Here is a 19387-nt window from a genome sequence, read left to right as displayed (position 1 = left end):
CAGGTGCAGCCTACTATGAGGAGCGTTATCGGCAGCGGGTGCTTAACAATCTGACACGCCGGGCCGACTCGATGGGCTACGTCCTACAACCGAAAGCGAGCTAAGGCGAGGGAGTTTCTCAGGAAAGCCGCGGCCTGGTTTGCACGGGAGACCGGAACGGTGCCCGAGAAGGGTTCGAATTCATGAAAGCGAATCAGGCCACATTGCCCATTGCGACGATGGCGCGATTGCTGCGAATTTCGGCCAGCGGCTTTTACGCGTGGCTGGCGCGCAGCCCATCGAAACGAGCATGTAGCGACGCCGACCTGCTCGGGCGTATCCGAGTCATTCACGCAAGTTCGCGAGGCACGTACGGCATGCCCCGCATCCATGCGGAACTGCTCGAGCACGGCGTGCATGTCGGAGGCAAACGTATTGCCCGTCTGATGCGTATAGCGGGTCTGTGCGGGGTGAGCCGGCGGCGCTGGATCAACACGACGCGGCGGCAGCCCGGCGCCCGGCCCGCGCCCGATCTCGTGCAACGGCACTTCGTGGCCGACGCCCCGAACCGGCTGTGGGTGGCGGATGCCACGTACGTGCCGACAGCGGAAGGCTTTCTCTATCTCGCCGTTGTGCTCGATGTCTTTAGTCGCCGCATTGTGGGGTGGGCGATGTCCAATCATCTGTACACGGAGCTGATGCTGCGTGCGCTCGACATGGCCCTCGTGCAACGTCGCCCCGATGGCGTCATTCATCATTCGGATCAGGGATGTCAATACACGTCCATTGCCTTCGGCCGACGCTGCCGCGAAGCAGGCGTACGCCCTTCGATGGGCACGGTGGGCGATTGCTTCGACAACGCCATGTGCGAAAGCTTCTTCGCCACGCTCGAATGCGAACTGCTCGCCCGTTCACACTTCGAAACTCATGCACAGGCTCGACGTGAGCTATTCGCCTTCATCGAGGGCTGGTACAACATCAGTCGCCGGCACAGCGCAATTAGCTATTGCTCGCCGATCCGCTACGAAACCATGCATCGAAAAGAAATGCTCGCCGCTAGCGAGTTGCCCACCGCCGGCCGGCGTCGTGGTCGTGATAGGCGACCCGCCGACCGACCGTGGACAACTCGCACAACCGCTCAACCTGGAGGACATCAGCCCGGTCGAAATTCAACTGCTTAACCGTCCTCGGAAGCGGGTCACCCCCAAGGCAACGTTTGTTAAACGGTGCCCTGAGTCGTCCGCTGTAAGCAGCGGAGCTGCCGCCTGAACGCTACGTCCTCGTACGCTAAGAATGACTGGAACCGGCCGGACGCGCGCCGACGACAAAAGTCGCCTGCATCGTTGGTGGTCGTGGCCGCCAACGGCAGCGGTCGACCCTGAGCACACGGCACACGTGCCCCGAAGCGCTCGCTCATCGGCACGCTGCAGCCGGAGCGCATTCAACGCTTCAAGATACGAACCGGGCGCCGGTCGAATCTCGCCGTCAGGGCCCATCACACGAATTTTCGGACCAGCGAGGACGACTTGCAGGCCTGGCGACAAGGCAAAGAATTGGATCAGGTCGGGCCTTTCAACGCCCAGTTGATAAAGCGAAACTTTGACGTACCGTGACGGGTTCTGTGAGCCGGCTTCGTCATTCGGATCGGTGAGCGACCAGCCGGAGTCCGTTTCATGAGCCGGATAACGAGTCAGCAGCAAGCTGCTGACGTTCTTGTAGTCGACATGGACAACTGCACTTTGCCTAAGCGACGGAAAGTCTGGTTGCCGGGTGGACGTTACGCTTGCGACCATGTCTTGCTGATTGCGCAGGTGCTTGAGCGTGCTGTCTACGGAGTCGACGAACTTGATTGGAATCGCCTTCATATCGGGCTCCATGATGCGCAGAACGTCCCCCTCCCAAGCCTCGAGCATCGTAAGCATCCAGCCGATTTGTAAAGTCTCGCCAGCATGGAATCGTTCGCCTTCCGCGACACTTTCCTCGAGAAATCGCAGCAGCCAGCTGATGTCCAGCGCTGGAACCCCATGATCGGAAACCTGAATCTGGAACTCAGGATGGCCAAACTGTCTGCAATTGACGGTTCCATGAACTCGACCGTTTGGCTGCGCCGCCGCTCGCTGCGAGTTGGACGAACGAAATTGTGAGCGAAAGATCATAGGTCGGATTTTTGAATCAAAGGCGATTGAAGACAATTCAGCCGGCTATGTCGAACGCCCGCACCTGGCCGGCAAGCGACCGCTCGCCGGCCGCCATGCCATCAAACCTCGGCCTGCTCCGCCATCTCAAGGGCATCGTCGACCTCGGTTCCCAGGTAGCCAACCGTGCTTTCCAGCTTTGTGTGTCCGAGCAGCGACTGCACCGCTCGAAGGTTCTTCATCCGCCGGTAGATCAGCGAAGCTTTTGTGCGGCGCATCGTGTGGGTACCGTATGCTGTATCGTCGAGGCCAATCGATGCGACCCTGCGGCGTACCAGCCTGGCATATTGCCGCGTCGACAGGTGCGGTGACGTATGAATCCGGCTCGGGAACAGAAAATCCGCCGCCTTCAGTCCCCGGGCTTCGATCCACGCTTCGAGGCTCTCACGGGTCTGTTCCGTGATCTCAAATCGCACCGGCCGCTGGGTCTTCTGCTGCATGACTATCGCTCTCGACGCCACTTGGCTTCCGTGACGGACATCCTGGACCCGTAACCGCGTGAGGTCGCACGCCCGCAACTTGCTATCAATTGCGAGATTGAACATCGCGAGCTCACGAACGTTCGATGCCATCTAAAGTCTCGTCCGGATCGCCCAGATTTCCCGAAGCTTTAACGGCGGCTTCTGCCCGGTGAGCTTGCCCTTGTTCCACGGCACGCGGTGGACAACCACGACATTCTCGGATTCCATGACAATCTCCTTTCAAGCGAATGGAGATTGAGTGTGCGCCGCGTCGGGTGGTCCCAGCCCGACCCATAACGGCCATCTGCTGTGCCGCATAGCGGTCTGTCGAAAGCTCTTGAAGGGTCTTCCCGAAGGGCTACGGCGGCGGTAAGCCCCGCCGTTCAACTGTCACCATTGCTGCGCCGCGTTTTATCCGGCAAGCGTCTTAATGCGACGGTTCATAGTGAGTCGGAGACTCTTTATCATGCGTTGCGTATTTTTCGATCATTGTCGCGCTCGCCCTGTTCACGCCATGCAGATCGACGGCGATACCGTTACGCCTAAATTTATTTACGATGCGGTCAAGCGCGTCGATTGCGGTGATGTCCCAGAAATGCGCGTGGGATAGATCAATCTCTACTGACCGTACGCGCTCATGGAAATCAAACTCCGAAACCAGCGCCTCGGAGGAAGCGAAGAAGACCTGTCCACGCACAACGTACCGGCGCTCGCCCGACCGTTCGTTCAATGATGACTCAACCACCATGATCTGACGAACCTTTGCCGTGAAGAAGAGCGCGCTCAGCAGAACACCAACGAGCACGCCGATTGCGAGGTTGCCAGTTGCAACAACCACTACGACCGTCGCAATCATGACGACCGATGAACTCTTTGGATGCGAACGGAGGTTTCGCATCGAGCACCAGCTAAACGTGCTGATAGATACCATGATCATTACTGCGACCAGCGCTGCCATCGGAATCTGCTTGACCCAAGGCCCCAGAAAAACCACCAGCACAAGTAGGAAAGCGCCGGCGACGAACGTCGAGAGCCGTCCCCTTCCTCCCGATTTCACATTGATCACGGTTTGGCCGATCATTGCGCATCCAGGCATACCGCCGAGGATTCCCGCCGCGATATTGGCGATGCCTTGCCCCCGGCATTCGCGGTTTTTATCGCTTGGCGTATCGGTGTAATCATCAACGATGGCTGCGGTCATCAGTGACTCCAGCAGACCGACGACGGCAACGGCGAGGGAATACGGAAAGATGATTTTCAGCGTTTCGAATGAGAGCGGCACCTTGGGCCATGCTGGAATCGGCAACTCGTTAGGGAATGATCCCATGTCGCCGACCGTGCGCAACTTCAGGTGCATCGCCATCGAGATACCGGTCAGAACGATGATGCATACCAATGGCGAAGGAACGGCTTTGGTCAAGCGAGGCAAAAGGTAGATGATTCCGAGACCTCCGGCGACCATCAGGTAGACGTAGGGCGGAACGCCTTGCAGTTGTGGCAACTGCGCCATGAAAATGAGGATCGCCAATGCGTTGACGAAGCCGGTGATGACGGACCTGGACACGAAACGCATTAGTCCACCGAGTCTCAGGAGCCCAGCGCCGATCTGCAATACACCCGCAAGAATGCCCGCCGCAAGCACGTATTCGACGCCATGATTTTTGACTAGGGAACCGATGACAAGCGCCACTGCGCCCGTCGCAGCGGAAATCATGGCAGGGCGGCCGCCTGCAATCGCGGAGACCACCGCAATGCTGAACGCAGCGTAGAGGCCAACTTTCGGGTCAACGCCAGCGATAATTGAGAAAGCCAGCGCCTCAGGAATGAGTGCAAGGGCGACAACGATGCCCGCCAGTACATCCGCGCGAGCATTGGAGAACCACTCTTCTGTGAAGGTTCGTTTGTTCATTGGAAGGTCTGTAGGAAAACGAAAATGCGAGCACAGGCCGGCCGCGAGGTATTCGCTGGAGGGAACGGATCAGGAACGGCATGCCCCCGCCTGATGGCGAGTGAAGGTCAAATCTGACGGTGCAGGCGTCATTGGCACTGACGATGTACAGTGCGACGCCGACGGTCCGCGAACCCCTGTCGGTCAGGCTGTTTGATCGATGAGAGGGTTCGCGGACAGTTACATAGGTATCGAAGAGGAAGGAGATGGCAGCAGGTCTGCTGCGACGCAATATGGTACTTCCAGAGCCGGTCGCTGTCCAGCACCCGATGGCTGCGGCTGCGACGCGGCAATTCATGCGCTTGCCCTGACCGACTGCTCCTGGCCGAGCACAGTCAGGTTGCCGTAAAACAGCCACTAGCTTGACTATGAAGCGGTATCCCGTTGCACGTAGAAACCCCACACGCCGTTGGAAAGCTCGGTGCTGCGAAACAAACTGCCTTTCCAGGAATTGTGATTTCATAGACCCATGCACGATGACGTTCGCTGGGATAGGCCGGGTGCGGAACGACAATGTGTTCCTGAGACACCCGTCGCCAGTTGCCGGCGTGCAACCACGGATTGATGCCATTGATCGAGAGAGGTGCGCCCTCAAATCCAACATGAATTGGCTTCCAGCCGTCGGTAAATTCTTCAGTTAGCATCTTGGTCTTCTGGATTCTCGATTATCTTGCCGACTATCTCGAACGACCGGTTGAATCCGCCACCCACAGGGGACAGTGGAGTCACCAGAAAGCGGACGCTCAACGGCTTACGGGCAACTTCAGACTTCTCGCCGCAGATCGGGTAATCTCTGCGCTTTACAGGTCAGGAGTCAGGTGGTGAGCCGTTACTGGAGCGACGTTGTTCAGGAACTTGTGCCTTATGTGCCGGGCGAGCAGCCGACGCTCGCGCGACCGGTCAAGCTGAACACCAACGAGAATCCCTACCCGCCGTCGCCGCGCGTGGTCGCGGCCATTGCAGGTGAGCTGGGCGAAGCCGGTGAGACGCTGCGCCGCTATCCGGATCCACTTGCGCGCAAGCTGCGCGAGACGGTCGCGGCCCATCACCGTTTGAAGCCGGAGCAAGTCTTTGCCGGCAACGGGTCGGACGAAGTGCTTGCGCATGCGTTCCAGGCGCTACTCAAGCATGAAAAGCCGCTGCGGTTTCCCGACATCACGTACAGCTTTTATCCCACCTACGCGCGGCTGTACGGCGTGAGCTACAAGGTTGTGCCGGTCGCCGACGACTTTTCGATCCACGTCGAGGACTACCTCGGCGACGCTGGTGGCGTGCTGTTCCCGAATCCAAACGCGCCGACCGGCCGTGCGTTGCCGCTCGCGGATATCGAGCGGATCGTCGCAGCAAATCCATCGTCGGTGGTCGTGATCGACGAGGCGTATGTGGATTTCGGCGCCCAATCAGCGCTAGCGTTGATCGACCTCTATCCCAATCTTCTCGTCGTCCAAACAACGTCAAAAGCCCGGGCACTCGCCGGTATGCGGATCGGCTTTGCATTCGGTAACGTATCGCTCATTGAAGCGCTTAATCGCGTGAAAGACAGCTTCAACTCATACCCGCTGGACCGCCTTGCGCAAGTCGCGGCACAGGCCGCCTACGAGGATGATCAGTTTTTCTTTGCAACTTGTGAGCGAGTGATCGCCAGCCGCGAGCGGCTGACGCAAGCGCTGCAGGGCCAAGGGTTTGACGTCGTGCCGTCGGCTGCGAACTTCATCTTCGCGCGCCATCCACTACACGACGCTGCGACGCTCGCCGCACGTCTGAAGGATCGAGGAATTTTCGTGCGGCATTTCAAGCAGTCGCGCATCAACCAGCATCTGCGGATTACCGTTGGCACTGACTACGAGTGCGACGCATTGGTCGGGGCGCTGCGCGACCTGTTTGCCTGACGAGACGGACTGGGGGACTATGTTGTTGGCCATCTGGACCCGCCAGTCCAACGACCGCTTCTGGCCGGCTTATGCCCGACGACCGACTGCGACGATCTGCTTGCGCGCGTGCGCGATACAAGCGGCAAAACCCGAGTGAGCCATTCACGGTTCCGCACAACGGACGTTCGGACAGGCAAGTCTACCGCTGATGCGGTCATGTGCGGCGTGATTCAGTTTGCTCGCTTTGCGCCACACTCGGCACAAAAGCTCGCGATCGGCGTCCGAAGTGGTTTGCCGCAAGCGGTGCATGCGGGGCCATATAGCTTGAGGCGGTGATGCTTCAGTGCGTTTGGGTTGGTCTCGCGGAATCCCGTAATGCGTTCGTAGGCTACTAGAGCCGGGAGACCCATGCTATTCCGATAGGCTTCTGATAAAGATGAATCTGTCTCTTTCCGATACTGCTTTAACTGCTCCGGCATCGTGTTGGGATTGACCAATTGCCACTCGTCCTCTGTGAGCATCGGCACTTCTATCTTACAGCGCCAACAGTAAATTGTTTTTGGCATCTTTTATCGACTCCCCTTGCGTCATGGCCGCTCGCCAATGCGATCGAAACTCGCCGAATATTGTCGACGATTGAGGAGCCTATGTCGAATGTCTGCTTCTGGCCGCACTGCGCCATACGACGTCGTCGCGCCGGTGCTGTGGCCCATGACGACATCCGGGGGGGGCAAGTTTCGACCCTTCTCTGTCGTTCTACTCAGGCCGCAGTAGCGACCGCTATCGTGTGTAAAGCGGCCTCTGCCTGCCCGCTCGGGCGGCTTTTGCGCTCATGCAATGGTCACGCCCATGAGTCGTCCACGCATCATCCATAGGTTGCTCGGCGAACAGCGCATGCAATAGCTGCGTGTTCTTCATCGGCCGTAATAGCGCACCTTTAGATGCCACCGTGCGCGGCGATAAACATCGCAACGGCCGACCGGCAATAGGATTCGATTTCGTTGTCGTCCTCTGCTCTCGCCTCATCGAAGCGTGCGATCAGCAGGAGATCGGCCCCTTTGAAAAGCGCGGCAAACAAGCGTGCGGACAGCGGAGCGTCGGGTACGTTCAGCATCCCATTCTCGTGCAGCTGACGCAACACCGCCTCGATGTGGGCGATGACATGGGCGGGCCCGGCTTCGTAATGGAGCTTGCTTAACGCCTTTTGATTCGTCTTGTCGGCCAAAACCATGGCTTCGACACCGCGGACGTCCGGGCTCAACAGCGTGCGAAGCAGGGATGATCCCACCGCCACGAGCTGATCTTCGGCCGAACCGTCGACGCCTTCAGAAAGGGCCTGCGGTGCAAATTGATCGCAGCGGGCCACCATGGCCGCGCTGAACAGCGCCTCCTTGTTCTCGAAGTGCCGATAGATGCTGAGCTTGGATATCTTCGCCCGATGCGCGACCTTGTCCATGGTCGTCGCTTGAAAACCCAGTTCCACAAAGAGTTCGCAGGCGACGTCGACGATCGTTTGGCGAAGCGCCTCGTTGGCGGGCCGGCCGCGCCGGCCCTGGCTATTTTCGGTCACGACAATTCCGGTACTTGACAGTATTGAAATTCGTTAATACGATACCACGCAGTATCACAATGTGCAAGCCAAGGGCAGGTTTCAACCGGTTGTCCAGATCAGGTGCCCGGCCCACCCCTCATCCACAACGCGGAGCCCATCACCATGAATGACGTCATCATCATCGGCGGCAGCTTTGCCGGCCTCGCCGCCGCCCTGCAGCTTGGCCGTGCCCGCCGCAAGGTCACCGTTCTCGATACCGGCCGGCCGCGCAACCGCTTTGCCGGCCACTCACATGGCCTGCTCGGCCACGATCACAAGCCGCCGCTGGACATCCTGGTCGAGGCGCGGCAGCAGCTTGCGCGCTACCCAACGATCAGCCTCGTCAATGCCCGGGCCGAGAGCGTGTCTGGCGCCATCGACGATTTCTGTGTCGTCACTGACGATCACGAATGCCTGAGGGCGCGCCGCCTGATCCTGAGCTATGGCGTCGCCGACCAGATGCCTGATGTTCCGGGCTTTGCCGAAAGCTGGGGCACGTCCATCGTGCCCTGCCCCTATTGCGACGGCTTTGAAGTCGCCGGCCAGCATTGGGGCCTCGTTTGGTCCAGCCCGCAGTCGTACCAGTCTGCGAAGCTATTCCGCGATTGGACTGACAAATTGACTGTCTTCGCCGATGGTCATGACATTGCGTCCGATATCCAGGCCGATCTGGCGCGCCGCAACATACCTTTCGTCGATGGCCGGATCGTCGAGATCGCCCACCAGAAAGGCCATATCACCACCGTCAATCTCGATACCGGTCGCAATGTCGCGGTCGACATCCTGTTCGCCAATCCGTGCAACAAGCCGTCCGCAAGCCTGCATGAATCATTGGGCCTCGCCACAGTGGATACGCCCACCGGCATTGTCCTCAAGGTCGACGAGCGCCGCCAAACCAGCATGCCCGGCATCTACGCCGCTGGCGACCTCGCCACGCCCTTCTTGCCCTCGGCCACCCAGGCATCCTCGCAGGGCGCGATGGCGGGCATCTTCGCCCAGCAGTCGATGGTGGTTTGAGAGCACAGATTCCCTTCTCCCGTTGCGTCGTCGCCTTCGAAAAGGTTGGCGTAGATCGGCGCAGTGAAGGACGGATCGTCGAGTCAAGGAGACGACATGGCAAAGCAAAGTGTTGATCAGGTGGGTGACTGGAATGGTCAAAGCGGTGAGCGCTGGGTCGCCAACCAGGCCCGGCTCGACGCTCTGGTGGCGGTGTTCGGCCAGGCCGCGATAGAAGCCGCCGCGCCCGCGACGGGCGAGCGCGCGCTGGACATCGGCTGCGGCGCGGGCGCATCGAGTTTGGCTCTGGCCGCCCGCGTCGGCGCGGGGGGCCAAGTGCTGGGCGTGGACATATCCGAACCGCTGATCGAGCGAGCGCGCGCGCTTGCGCGACACGATACGCCGGCCCTGTTTCAGGTGGCCGACGCCAGCAGCGCAGAGCTGCCCGAAGGCGCGTTCGACATCCTGTTCTCGCGTTTCGGCGTGATGTTCTTCGACGATCCGACAGCGGCGTTCGCCCACATGCGACGCGCACTCCGGCCTGGCGGGCGGGTCACTTTTGTCTGCTGGCGCGGCGCGGCCGAGAACGACTGGATGAGCCTGCCGGTGGGCGCACTCAAGGGCATTCTCCCGCCGAGCGCGCTGCCCGCTCCCGACGCGCCCGGCCCGTTTTCGTTCGGCGACCGAGCGCGCGTGGCGCGCATCCTGACGGCGGCCGGCTTCACCGATATCGCTATCATGCCCTTCGACGCGTCCGTCCCATTCGGCGAGGGCGAAACGCGGGACGCCGCGATCGACGACGCGGTGAAGATGACGCTCGAGGTCGGCCCACTGTCGCGTGCGCTTGCTGATCAGCCCGACGACATCTGCTCCCGCGCATCGGCCGCAGTTCGTGCCGCCTTCGCGAGCCTCCCGGGCGAGGGGGCGGTGATGATCAATGGTGCGGCGTGGGTCGTCATGGCACGAAATCCGGCAAGCTGACAGGTTACGTCGACCAATGTGTCAGAACCGGCAATTCCTCGTGTCTCGGGGAGGGTCTACCTTGAGCGCCAAACGGCCGGAACGCGGCGCTGATTGGCCATTGAGGGCGAAAAGAGCAGTGGCTCTTGATGGCCGTGGTCAGCCCATTTCGCAAGCAGGCCGCAGTCAAAGACTGAATTCAAGGACTTCCTTGTTGGCAGCAGCCGAAGCAAGGAGGCTTCGTAGCGTGCCCAGTTGCAAGACAAGGTCCTTCCGCGGAACCTCAACTGTGTGGGCGTCCCCACTAGGGGACCAACCGCAAACGAAACACACCGTGTCTCCACTTTGCGAGTGAAGCGACCGAACGCAAGACTCTAGCTCGGATGCAATTTGTAAAAGAATCGTGGGCTCAGCCTGGTCGTCTTCGAATTGGTCGAATGTCGTGCCCAACGAGCTGTTGATTCGCTTCCAGAATCCCGACGCGAAGAGCCACTCGGAGGCTACACCGTCCAGTACGAAGATTGGCTCCGGGATGGCGCCGCACGCAATATAGAAGCGCGATGCCTGTAATCTGCGCATGAGGGACTCTCGATGTCGGAGATACCAATTGTCGACGATCTGGATGACGACGTCGACCGGCCGCTTGTGGCCGTCAGCCGCCAATCCCCCTTCGCATACCCTCAGTCCACCGTACCGAGTATCACGCTCGACGCCTTGAAAACCGCGATCGCCGGCTTGCCCGCCGCGAGCCCCAGCGTCGCGACACTATCGTTCGTCACAATCGCCGTCATGACCGTCGCATTGGGATCGGCTTCGGAACCAGCAGGACCATCCAGCGCCAACGACACTTCGGCATTGATCGCCCCGCGCGTGACCTGCGTGACTATGCCGCGCAATTGGTTGCGCGCGGAAAGCCGCAGCGGCTGCCCCAGCGCCGCGTGGTCGGCGGCCAGCATGACCCACGACGCTTTCACCAGCGCGAGCGCGGGCGCACCCACGACAAGCCCGAGTGCCTCGGTGCTCTCGTGCGTCACCACTGCGACGATCGTCTGACCGCCCGGCAACGCCAATGAGACTTCATCGTTCACGCTCCCGCGAACGACAGCCGATACCTTTCCGTAAAGCTGATTGCGTGCGCTCGTTTTCATGCCAATTCTCCCGATCAACGCCCAGTCGCCTTCGAAGTGCTCGATCGCCGCACTCGCGCGTTCGATGAACTTGCGATGCTCGCGCTCGACCGCGACGAACGTTTCGATCAACCGGTGCCCGCGCGGCGTCAGTGTCGTCCCCCCGCCGCCCTTACCGCCCACAGAGCGCATGACGAGCGCTTCGCCCGCCAGGTTGTTCATGGCGTCGACGGCATCCCACGCGGCCTTATAGCTAAGGCCGACGGCTTTGGCCGCCGCGGTGATCGAGCCCGTATCGCGAATCGCCGCCAGCAGCGCGATGCGCGCGGCGCCGCCGAGCGTCTCCGGGCCCGCGCGCAACCATACCGAGCCGCCGAGTTCGACAGGCGCGGCGCGGCCGCTGTCCGCAACGGACGGGGGCGATGAGGAAGAACGTTCGCTCATGGAAAGGGGGTATGGGTTGAACGAGGCAGAATCGACGATTATAGGACGCGCCGATGCGTGCCGGCCGGTGCGATCTAGCGAACGATCTTCGGTTTGCGCAACGCCCGCAGAAGCCGCTCGCCTTCCACCGCCGACCAGCGGTTCACCGCCTCGCACCATCCGCGCGCAAAACCGTGCTGGTAGGGCGGCACATCGAGCGCTTCGAGAAAACGCAGCGCTGCGACGGCATCGCTGCCGTCGCCAAGCACGCTTTGAATGCGGCTCAATTGCTTCGACACCTGACGCCGCGTTTTGCGCGCTGCGATCGACTCGAAGAATTCGAGCGTATAGCGCAGGCGTTTCGCTTCGATCCGGCGACGATGGCGTTCGGCAGGTTCGAGCGTCGAAAGCTCCGGCTTGGCGGTCAGACGCTCGTAGTGCTTGCGCACGCGTTTGGCCGCATAGGCGGCAAGCGATTTGTCCACCAGCGCCTCAGGGTCGGTCGAAAAGCGCTGCATGGCCAGCCACTTCAGCCAGGAAAGCGAGAGCGCCGCATAGCGGCGCGTCAGCAGCGCCTTTTGCAGTTGCGCGCGGGCTTCGACGCGGCGGGCTTCGGCGCGTGCCTGCAACGAGGCCCACGCGGCGCTATCGACGTCGGCCGCGGCCAACGCCGGCAGCGAGGTTCCCGTGAAGACGTCGAGATCGCGCACTTGTCCTAGCAATGCGCCCAGCCAGTCGAGATCGGGCGCGATGGTTCGCGTCCAAGTTGCGTCCATCCAGCGTGGAAACGTCTTCATCGATGTTTTCAGGCGGCGCAGCGCCACCCGCATTTGATGGACGAATTCCACGTCGGCGCGCTCGCGCACGCCGGCGTCATTGCCGAACCAGTGGCGCGTGATGTTCGAACCGACTTCGACGAAAGCATCATGGGGGCAGCGCGCTTTGGATAGGTCGACGCGGGCCGCACGCGTAGGCGTTGGTGCGCGGGATTGAACCGACAGGCAGGCGCGCGCGTAGCCATCGACGAGCGTGGGGAAGACCGGTAGCGTATCGGCCAACGCACCCGCCACCGCGAAGAGCGCCTGCAGTGCCGCGACGGTCGGATCGTGCGACGTCCCCAGCTGCTTGAAGGCAGCGGCAATCTCATCCGACCCATCTGCCACGTCGACAATTCGCGAAGCAAGCCGCAATTCGCAAAACGCGATTGCCTCCGGCCGGTCGAGCGATGAATACGGCTGCGGCGATGTCCTCGGCTTGGTCGTCACGGCCGACGGGTCCGCTTCGCCGCAGGCCGCCGCGCACCCGTCCCGAAGCTCGATGTCGACTAGCGCCCCGTCTGAGCCGCTCCAGCGCCAAGCCGCACGGCGTATCGACAACACGGGAGAAGGCGTCAACTCGTCGCGCTTGCTCGCTATGTCCTTCCCTATTGGGGGAAGGCCGTCGCCGAGCTGCAGCGGTGAATCTCCTTCGAATGCCTCATCGCACACCGTCTCGCATCGGCGAACGCCCGGCGAGAGTTCGCTCGAATGCGCCACGGCTATATGCTGCGCTCCGCCGCGATCGAGGCTCAACAGCACGCGCCGACTGCCGTTGCGTTCGAGGAAAACCCGCATCATCGAAGGCTCGATGGCGGGCATCTGCGTCATGCCCGGCATTCGGTTCATGGCGTCTGCGATCGTCGCACCGAATTCGGCTTGCGCATCGGCCGCTCGCCTCGATACGCGCGCGCCCGCGCGCCGCGCCGTGGCCGGCGGGTGCTTGCCGCTATGGGCGGGGCCCGCGCGGCTCGCTCCGGATCGCGCGTTCGCGGCAATCCCGGCCCCGGTCATCCATTCGCTCGCGGCCGTAGCCTCGATCGCCAAAACGAGTTCGACTGTGGCCGACATCCTCGCTGCCCCGAAATCGACGTGTGATCCTCATGTTACACACGCTCGCGCTCGGAAAGAGCGAGAAAGCAGACGATCGGGCGCATGGGCAGGGACCGCCTGCGCCGCTCACGCCGGGACGTATTGCGCTTCCCCGTTACCGAACGACCAGTTCTCGGGCAGTACCTCGAGCAGGTTGATGAAGACGTCCTCTTTGCGCACCCCCGGGTTCTCCGCCAGCAGTTCGACGATGCGGCGGTATAAAGCCCGTTTCTTCTCGAGCGGCCGGGTGTTGCTGACCGTGAGTTGGATCAGCACGAAACCGTCGCTGCGCTCGATCCCGAGGTAGTGACGGTTGTAGACGAGGTCTTCGGGCGCATGTTCGGTTAGGACCATGAATTGGTCGTCTTTGGGCACGTTGAATGTTTCGACCAGGGCGCGCAGGACCCCTTCCGTCAACGCTTCTTTGTATTTCGCCGAACGGCCGGCGGGCAACGAGATACGAGCGAGCGGCATGATGGTTTTCTCCGTGAACGAAAGGCAATGTGGCAAGAATACGGCGCACCATCCATAATGAACAGAAATCAATCTAGATTTCTATCATTTTCATCCGCAATGAAAGTACTCGATCTCGACGCCGTTCGGGCGTTCGTTCACGTCGCCGATCTGAACAGCTTCACGCGGGCGGCCGATTTGCTCGGGACCACGCAGTCCGCCGTCAGCCTCAAGGTGAAGCGGCTGGAAGCGCATCTGGGCAAGCCGCTGTTCGAGCGTACGCCGCGCTCGGTGCGGCTATCGGCTGCGGGGGGCGCGTTCCTCGATGCGGCGCGCGAGCTGCTCGGTGCGCATGAGCGTGCGCTGGGATCGCTCGGCGCAGAGAAGCGGCGGCTTAAGGTCGGCCTCAGCGAACACGTGGCGGGGGCGAACTTGGCTGCGCTCGTCGCAAGTCTGCATCGGCACGACCCGCGACTCGTCATCGAGATGCATCTCGGATCGTCGGCCGCGCTCGTCGCGCAATACGATGAAAGACGGCTCGACGCGGTCATCGTGCGGCACGAACCCGAGGAAATCGCGGCGAGGATCGCTCACGGCGACGGCGCGTGGGATGGCGTGCGGCTGTTCGTCGAACCGCTCGTCTGGCTTGCGGCGCCCGGCTGGAAGCCCCCAGCCGGCGAGCCGCTCCCGCTCGCCGTGCTCTCGGCCCCGTGCGGCGTTCGCGCCGCCGCGGTGCGCGCCCTCGACGAGGCGTCGATCGTTTGGGAAGAAATGTTTGTCGGCGGCGGCATCGCGGCGATCGGCGCGGCGATCACGGCCGGATTGGCCGTGTCCGCGCTCGCTAGACGCGCCGCGCCTGCGGGCGTCGTCGACGTGGGCGCCAAGCTCGGCTTGCCGCCGCTGCCCGACTCGCACGTCGTCATGTACTCGCGCGTGCGCGAGCGCGGCGCTGCCGATGCGTTGCAGACCCTCGCGCAATCCCTCGTGCATGGATAGCGAGCGGGTGCGCGACGCCTCGCTACCAGGCGGCGATCGAGGAACGCGCGCGTATCACGACACTCAGCGAATATCGATTCGATACTGCACGAACTCGCTGCGCGGCGTGTAGCTGTCGTAGAGTCCGCGTGCGCGATAGTTGTTTTCCTTCGTGGTCCAGTAGACGCGCGACCACTTCTGCCGCCGGGCCTCGTCCAGCAACCAATCGATCAGTTGCCGCCCGACGCCGCCCGCGCGCACGGCCGGATCGACGAAAAGGTCCTGCAAGTAGCAAACAGGCGTCAGCAACGAGGTGCTCTCGTGAATCACGTAGTTTGCGATGCCGATCACCTCGCCGCCTCGTTCCGCGACGATTGCATGGACGGGCGAATGCTCGTCCAGGATGCGCGACCAGGCATGCCGAGTGACCGGCTCGGAAGGTTCGCGCTCATAAAACCGCGTGTAACCGTCCCATAACTCGCGCCACCGCGCTTCGTCGCGCGCCTCGATTTTGCGTATCGTCGCAGTCATTGAATCCGCCTCGGTCGATCGGAGATTGAAAAGCGCTCTGTCAGCGCAGGTCGCCAATTTAGCGCAGCCGAGACAATGGCGCAGCGCGGCGCGCCGCTTCCTAGAGCCTGTGGCGAAACAATCACAACACCCTTGCCTTAATCCATAAATAGACTAACATCGAACTGTGATGCAAATAGAGATCAATCATGTCTTCCGCAGCCGTTCATCGTCTGTCCACCGCCGCCGCGCGCGCCCCCAAGCTCTCGGCCGGCGCAGCCCCGTCGATGGCGGAAATGTCCGCCGCCGGCTTGCGCGCGTTCTTCAACATTGCCCGCGATTGGCGCCTGGCCACCGACGAACAGATCGTGCTGCTCGGTTCGCCGGGCCGTTCGACGTTCTTCAAATGGAAGGCGGCGCCCGATTCGGCGCGGCTCTCGCGCGATACGCTCGAACGTCTATCGCTGCTGCTGGGCATCTATAAAGCGCTGCAAATCCTCCTGCCGGAAGCCGCAGCCGCCGATGCCTGGGTGAAAAAGCCGAACAGCGCACCACCCTTCGGCGGCGCCAGCGCGCTCGACCGAATGCTCGCAGGCAATGTCGGCGATCTGCTCGCGGTGCGGCAATATCTCGATGCCATGCGAGGCGGATGGGCGTGACGAAGGCCGAAAACCGGTTCGCCCCGCAGCGCGTCGCGCACATCGATTGGTCCCCGGCCTATCGCGTCATTCCCACGCGGTTTCCTGCCGTCAACCTATTCGACCGCGTGGCGTCGTCCGAAGATTTCGACGCCCTTTACGCGCTCGAAGCCATGACGAACGACCGCCTGCGCACCGAAGTGGGCGAGCTCGACCTCGTTCCGCCCGAAGAACGCTGCTTCGGCCCCGGCTGCGGGCCGATCATGGCCGCATTCACTCATCTGAACCCGCTCGGCAGCCGCTTTTCCGACGGTCGTTATGGCGTCTTCTATTGCGCGCGCGAGGCGCGCACCGCCGTGGCCGAGACGCGCTATCACGCTTCGCTTTTTCTCGCGGCGACCAACGAACCGCCGCTGCGCCAGCAAATGCGCCTCTACACGGTGCTCGCGCGCGGTCAGGCTGTCGATCTGCGGCACGACCCCGCGCTCGACGCCGCGGTGCTCTCGCGCACCGATTATTCCGCCGGCCAAGCGCTCGGGCGGCGGCTGCGGGAGGCCGGCGCGGCGGGCATTGTCTATCCTTCTGTGCGCGATGCCTCCGGCGAGTGCCTGGCCGCGTTCAAGACGACATTGCTGCGCGATTGCCGCCACGCGGCCTACTTGGAGTACAACTGGAACGGCAGCGCGATCGACAGCGTGTTCGAATTGAATCAAATCGGTTGAGGCGCGGCGCGAGGGCAATGCCTTGGCCGCGCGCGGCGGCCTACGGCAACGACATTTGCGCGGCGCCTTCGAGCAACGCCTGCTCCACCGAAACCGACCACGCACGGGCGGTGAGCGCTTCGGTCACGGTCAGCTTGCCCGTCGCCGCGAACGCACCCGTATCGATGAAAATCTGCGCGCCGATACGGCCGACCTCCCGCATCGGCGTGTGACCGCAGTAAGTAGGCGAGAGTCCGGCTTGCTGGCCCGCGACACCGCGGCCAAGCGCAAGTTCGCGCCCCCAGAGGATTTGCTGACGCATGCCTTCGTTGAAATCGCCTGCATCGAGCATGGCGTCATCGCCGAAAAACTCCGCGTGCAAGACGTTGAAACGCCGCGAGCCACTGCCGACGACGCGAACGAGCGGCAACGTTCGCAAACGTCGCGCATAGGCCACGAGAACGCGATCGGGCAACGACTGCCCCCATTGCCCGCCGAGCGCATTCCAGGCCGCTTGCCGCATCACACCCTCCGCGACGAGACAGAGCGCTTCCTCGTGATTGCCGAGCACCGGAAAGAACCAAGCTTTGTCGAGCAGCGCCAGCGCTTCCTCCGATTGGCTGCCGCGATCGATCAGATCGCCGACCGAAAACAATCGATCGCACGCGGGATCGAATACGATTTCGCGCAGCAGATATCTCAGCGCATCGACGCAACCGTGCAGATCGCCGACGACGAAGTCGCGACCGACGCCGTTCGCGGCATGCCGGCAGACGATGGGATAAGCCTCGGGTCTCGTGTCCATAGGCGCAATCATAGTTCGGCTCGGACAGGGACAACCGATCAATCCGCAAAGACGTGCGGCGACGCGCCGTGCGCGCGTCGCCGGGAGCATGGAGAGGCCGATGGCGTCGGGTTTTTTGGCGCTTCGGTCCTTCGGCGCCTCGGCGGTCGGCCGCTGCTGCTATTGCTACTGCTGACGCTTGCGCAGCGTCGCGATGTCCTGCGCAGTCACCGTCGCTTTGGGATTGCCGAAATGTTGCGTCACGTAGTTCGCGAGGGCGGCGATTTGCTCGTCGTTCAGTTCGTCGCCGAAGCCCGGCATCATGACGGCGGCCTCCTTCGTCTGGCGATTCACCCCGTGCAAAATGACCATCGCCAAGTTATCGGCATCGGGCGAACCGACCGCGCTGTTATGAATCAGCGACGGATACGCGAGCGGCGCCGTGCCGCCGATGCCCTGCCCCGTCCAGTTGTGGCAACTCGCGCAATTGGCGACAAACAACTGCGCGCCATCCACGCCCTTGATCTGCGCGCCGCGCAAGCGCTTCACGTCATCCGCAGGCTGGCCCCATTGGTCGCGCGCGCGCGTTTGTCCGCCCGACACCGGCGGCAACGATCGCAAGTAAACGCCGATCGAATGCAAATCGTCGCTCGTCAGATATTGCGTGCTGTCCGCAACGACGTCCGCCATGGGTCCGGCCGCGTTCGCCCGCCCTGCAGCCACGCCCGTCGCCAGGTAGTGTTGGATGTCCTCGTCGCTCCAATTGCCGATGCCGCCCGCCTTGTCCGGCGTGATATTGAACGCCCGCCACCCCGCCTGCACCGCTCCCGAGAAGCGATCGCTCGATTTGAGCCCCTGCATGAAGTTGCGCGGCGTATGGCACTCCTCGCAGTGCGCCAAACCTTCGACGAGATAAGCGCCGCGATTCCACTGCGGACTCTGCTTCGGGTCGGGGACGAACCGGCCCTCGTGGAAATTGAACATCTTCCAGAAGAACATCAACCACCGCTGGTTGAAGGGAAAACTCAGCTCGTTGCGGGGAGGCGTATAGCGGATCGGCGTCAGCGAATTCAAATAGGCGCGAATCGCCAGCAGGTCGCGCTCGGCTACCCGCGTGTACTCGGTGTAGGGGAAGGCGGGATACAGATGCTCGCCTGCCTTGCCGACGCCCTCCTGCATCGCCCGCAAGAACTGCGCATCGGTCCAGCGGCCGATGCCGGTGTCCGGGTCGGGTGTGATGTTCGGCGTGTAAAGCGTGCCGAACGGCGTGCCGATCGGCAGCCCCCCGGCGAAAGGACGGCTCTTGTCGGCGGTATGGCAAGCCACGCAATCGCCAGCCCGCGCAAGGTATTCGCCACGCTTGACGAGATCGTCCGCGGAGCCGTCGGCCGCGGCCCCCGCTGCCGCAGCGTCCGAACCGCCCGAGGGTCCCGCCGCGCCGGCAACGGACGACGTCGCCGGCGCACCGCCGGACGCGCCATTGGCCAACGACGCCGCGTTCGTCATCGACGACATGCCCGCCGCCGATGCGGCCTGGCTCGTCGATGCCGAGGCGCCCGAGCCCGCCGAGGCGTTCGACGCCGAAGCCGAACCTGCACTGCGCGCATGGGCGCCGCTCGCCGCGGCTACGGCCACTTCGCTCGCGCCTTGCGCCCGAGCCACGGAAAGCGGCACTTCATCGCCCGGCGAGATGTCGTTCTCGCTCGACGCATGCCAGGCAAGATACAAGGCGAACACCGAGAACGCGGCCGCGAAGCCGGCGATGCGCAGCGGACGCCTGCGCACACCGGGACGCATCGCGCGATGGTGCTCGGGGGTCGCACGGGAACTGAGTCGCTGATTCGTCATCGGGAGTCTCATCGAGTCGT

The 19387-nt window shown here is 62.4% G+C and carries 15 protein-coding genes and 2 pseudogenes; 7 read left to right on the top strand and 10 right to left on the bottom strand.

Translation table 11 applies throughout. The annotated features are described in order from the left end of the window. Positions 1 to 113: 113 nt before the first annotated feature. Positions 114 to 1019: pseudogene (locus MMB74_RS24560) on the top strand (IS3 family transposase); the annotation flags it as partial. Between the two features lie 129 nt (positions 1020 to 1148). Here the strand turns inward: MMB74_RS24560 and MMB74_RS24555 are convergent. The 3 genes and pseudogenes from MMB74_RS24555 to MMB74_RS24545 form a co-directional block, all read right to left on the bottom strand. Further along, positions 1149 to 2171, bottom strand: coding sequence for a hypothetical protein (locus MMB74_RS24555; protein ID WP_277431264.1), 1023 nt, complete (start codon positions 2169 to 2171; stop codon positions 1149 to 1151). A 65-nt stretch (positions 2172 to 2236) separates the two neighbouring features. Continuing rightward, positions 2237 to 2863 (bottom strand): annotated as a pseudogene (locus MMB74_RS24550) (tyrosine-type recombinase/integrase). A gap of 199 nt (positions 2864 to 3062) precedes the next feature. Further along, complete coding sequence (locus MMB74_RS24545) at positions 3063 to 4544, bottom strand: SulP family inorganic anion transporter (RefSeq protein ID WP_277431263.1); 1482 nt, start codon at positions 4542 to 4544, stop codon at positions 3063 to 3065. Positions 4545 to 5404: 860 nt separating this feature from the next. On the opposite strand from MMB74_RS24545, the gene hisC reads away from it, so the two are divergent. Continuing rightward, positions 5405 to 6472: a histidinol-phosphate transaminase gene (hisC, locus tag MMB74_RS24540; RefSeq protein ID WP_277431262.1), complete on the top strand. Its 1068-nt coding sequence runs from the start codon at positions 5405 to 5407 to the stop codon at positions 6470 to 6472. A gap of 919 nt (positions 6473 to 7391) precedes the next feature. Here hisC and MMB74_RS24535 read toward each other — a convergent pair. Next, positions 7392 to 8024 (bottom strand): TetR/AcrR family transcriptional regulator, encoded by a 633-nt coding sequence (locus MMB74_RS24535; RefSeq protein WP_277431261.1) that lies wholly within the window; start codon positions 8022 to 8024, stop codon positions 7392 to 7394. A 144-nt stretch (positions 8025 to 8168) separates the two neighbouring features. Between MMB74_RS24535 and MMB74_RS24530 the strand changes: the two genes are divergently transcribed. Both MMB74_RS24530 and MMB74_RS24525 read left to right on the top strand, forming a co-directional pair. Next, entirely contained in the window at positions 8169 to 9062 is an 894-nt protein-coding gene (locus tag MMB74_RS24530; RefSeq protein WP_277431260.1) for an NAD(P)/FAD-dependent oxidoreductase, read from the top strand. Between the two features lie 96 nt (positions 9063 to 9158). Beyond that, a complete protein-coding gene (locus MMB74_RS24525) occupies positions 9159 to 10022 on the top strand; it encodes a class I SAM-dependent methyltransferase (RefSeq protein WP_277431259.1) in 864 nt (287 codons plus the stop codon). Positions 10023 to 10681: 659 nt separating this feature from the next. On the opposite strand, the gene MMB74_RS24520 is transcribed toward MMB74_RS24525, so the two are convergent. From MMB74_RS24520 to MMB74_RS24510, 3 genes are all read right to left on the bottom strand, one after another. Further along, positions 10682 to 11572: a TOBE domain-containing protein gene (locus MMB74_RS24520; RefSeq protein WP_277431258.1), complete on the bottom strand. Its 891-nt coding sequence runs from the start codon at positions 11570 to 11572 to the stop codon at positions 10682 to 10684. A 74-nt stretch (positions 11573 to 11646) separates the two neighbouring features. Further along, positions 11647 to 13437, bottom strand: coding sequence for a CHAD domain-containing protein (locus MMB74_RS24515; protein ID WP_277431257.1), 1791 nt, complete (start codon positions 13435 to 13437; stop codon positions 11647 to 11649). A 108-nt stretch (positions 13438 to 13545) separates the two neighbouring features. Further along, positions 13546 to 13932, bottom strand: a complete 387-nt coding sequence (locus tag MMB74_RS24510; RefSeq protein WP_277431256.1) for a tautomerase family protein — start codon at positions 13930 to 13932, stop codon at positions 13546 to 13548. Positions 13933 to 14031: 99 nt separating this feature from the next. On the opposite strand from MMB74_RS24510, the gene MMB74_RS24505 reads away from it, so the two are divergent. Beyond that, a complete protein-coding gene (locus tag MMB74_RS24505) occupies positions 14032 to 14907 on the top strand; it encodes a LysR family transcriptional regulator (protein ID WP_277431255.1) in 876 nt (291 codons plus the stop codon). Between the two features lie 63 nt (positions 14908 to 14970). On the opposite strand, the gene MMB74_RS24500 is transcribed toward MMB74_RS24505, so the two are convergent. Next, a complete protein-coding gene (locus MMB74_RS24500; RefSeq protein WP_277431254.1) occupies positions 14971 to 15417 on the bottom strand; it encodes a GNAT family N-acetyltransferase in 447 nt (148 codons plus the stop codon). A 266-nt stretch (positions 15418 to 15683) separates the two neighbouring features. Here MMB74_RS24500 and MMB74_RS24495 point away from each other — a divergent pair, with 266 nt between their 5' ends. Both MMB74_RS24495 and MMB74_RS24490 read left to right on the top strand, forming a co-directional pair. Further along, positions 15684 to 16055: an MbcA/ParS/Xre antitoxin family protein gene (locus MMB74_RS24495; protein WP_277431268.1), complete on the top strand. Its 372-nt coding sequence runs from the start codon at positions 15684 to 15686 to the stop codon at positions 16053 to 16055. After that, entirely contained in the window at positions 16046 to 16756 is a 711-nt protein-coding gene (locus MMB74_RS24490) for an RES family NAD+ phosphorylase (protein ID WP_277431253.1), read from the top strand. The genes MMB74_RS24495 and MMB74_RS24490 overlap by 10 nt, the downstream gene beginning before the upstream one ends. Before the next feature lie 40 nt (positions 16757 to 16796). Here the strand turns inward: MMB74_RS24490 and MMB74_RS24485 are convergent, their stop codons facing one another. Then, positions 16797 to 17540 (bottom strand): metallophosphoesterase, encoded by a 744-nt coding sequence (locus tag MMB74_RS24485; protein WP_277431252.1) that lies wholly within the window; start codon positions 17538 to 17540, stop codon positions 16797 to 16799. Positions 17541 to 17705: 165 nt separating this feature from the next. Further along, complete coding sequence (locus MMB74_RS24480) at positions 17706 to 19367, bottom strand: cytochrome c (protein ID WP_277431251.1); 1662 nt, start codon at positions 19365 to 19367, stop codon at positions 17706 to 17708. Positions 19368 to 19387: the final 20 nt, after the last annotated feature.

It is taken from the genome of Trinickia sp. Y13, from assembly GCF_029522115.1.
Classification (GTDB): Bacteria; Pseudomonadota; Gammaproteobacteria; order Burkholderiales; family Burkholderiaceae; genus Trinickia.
The sequence above is the reverse complement of the archived record's forward strand: the minus strand, read 5'-3'. Positions and strand labels throughout refer to the sequence as shown.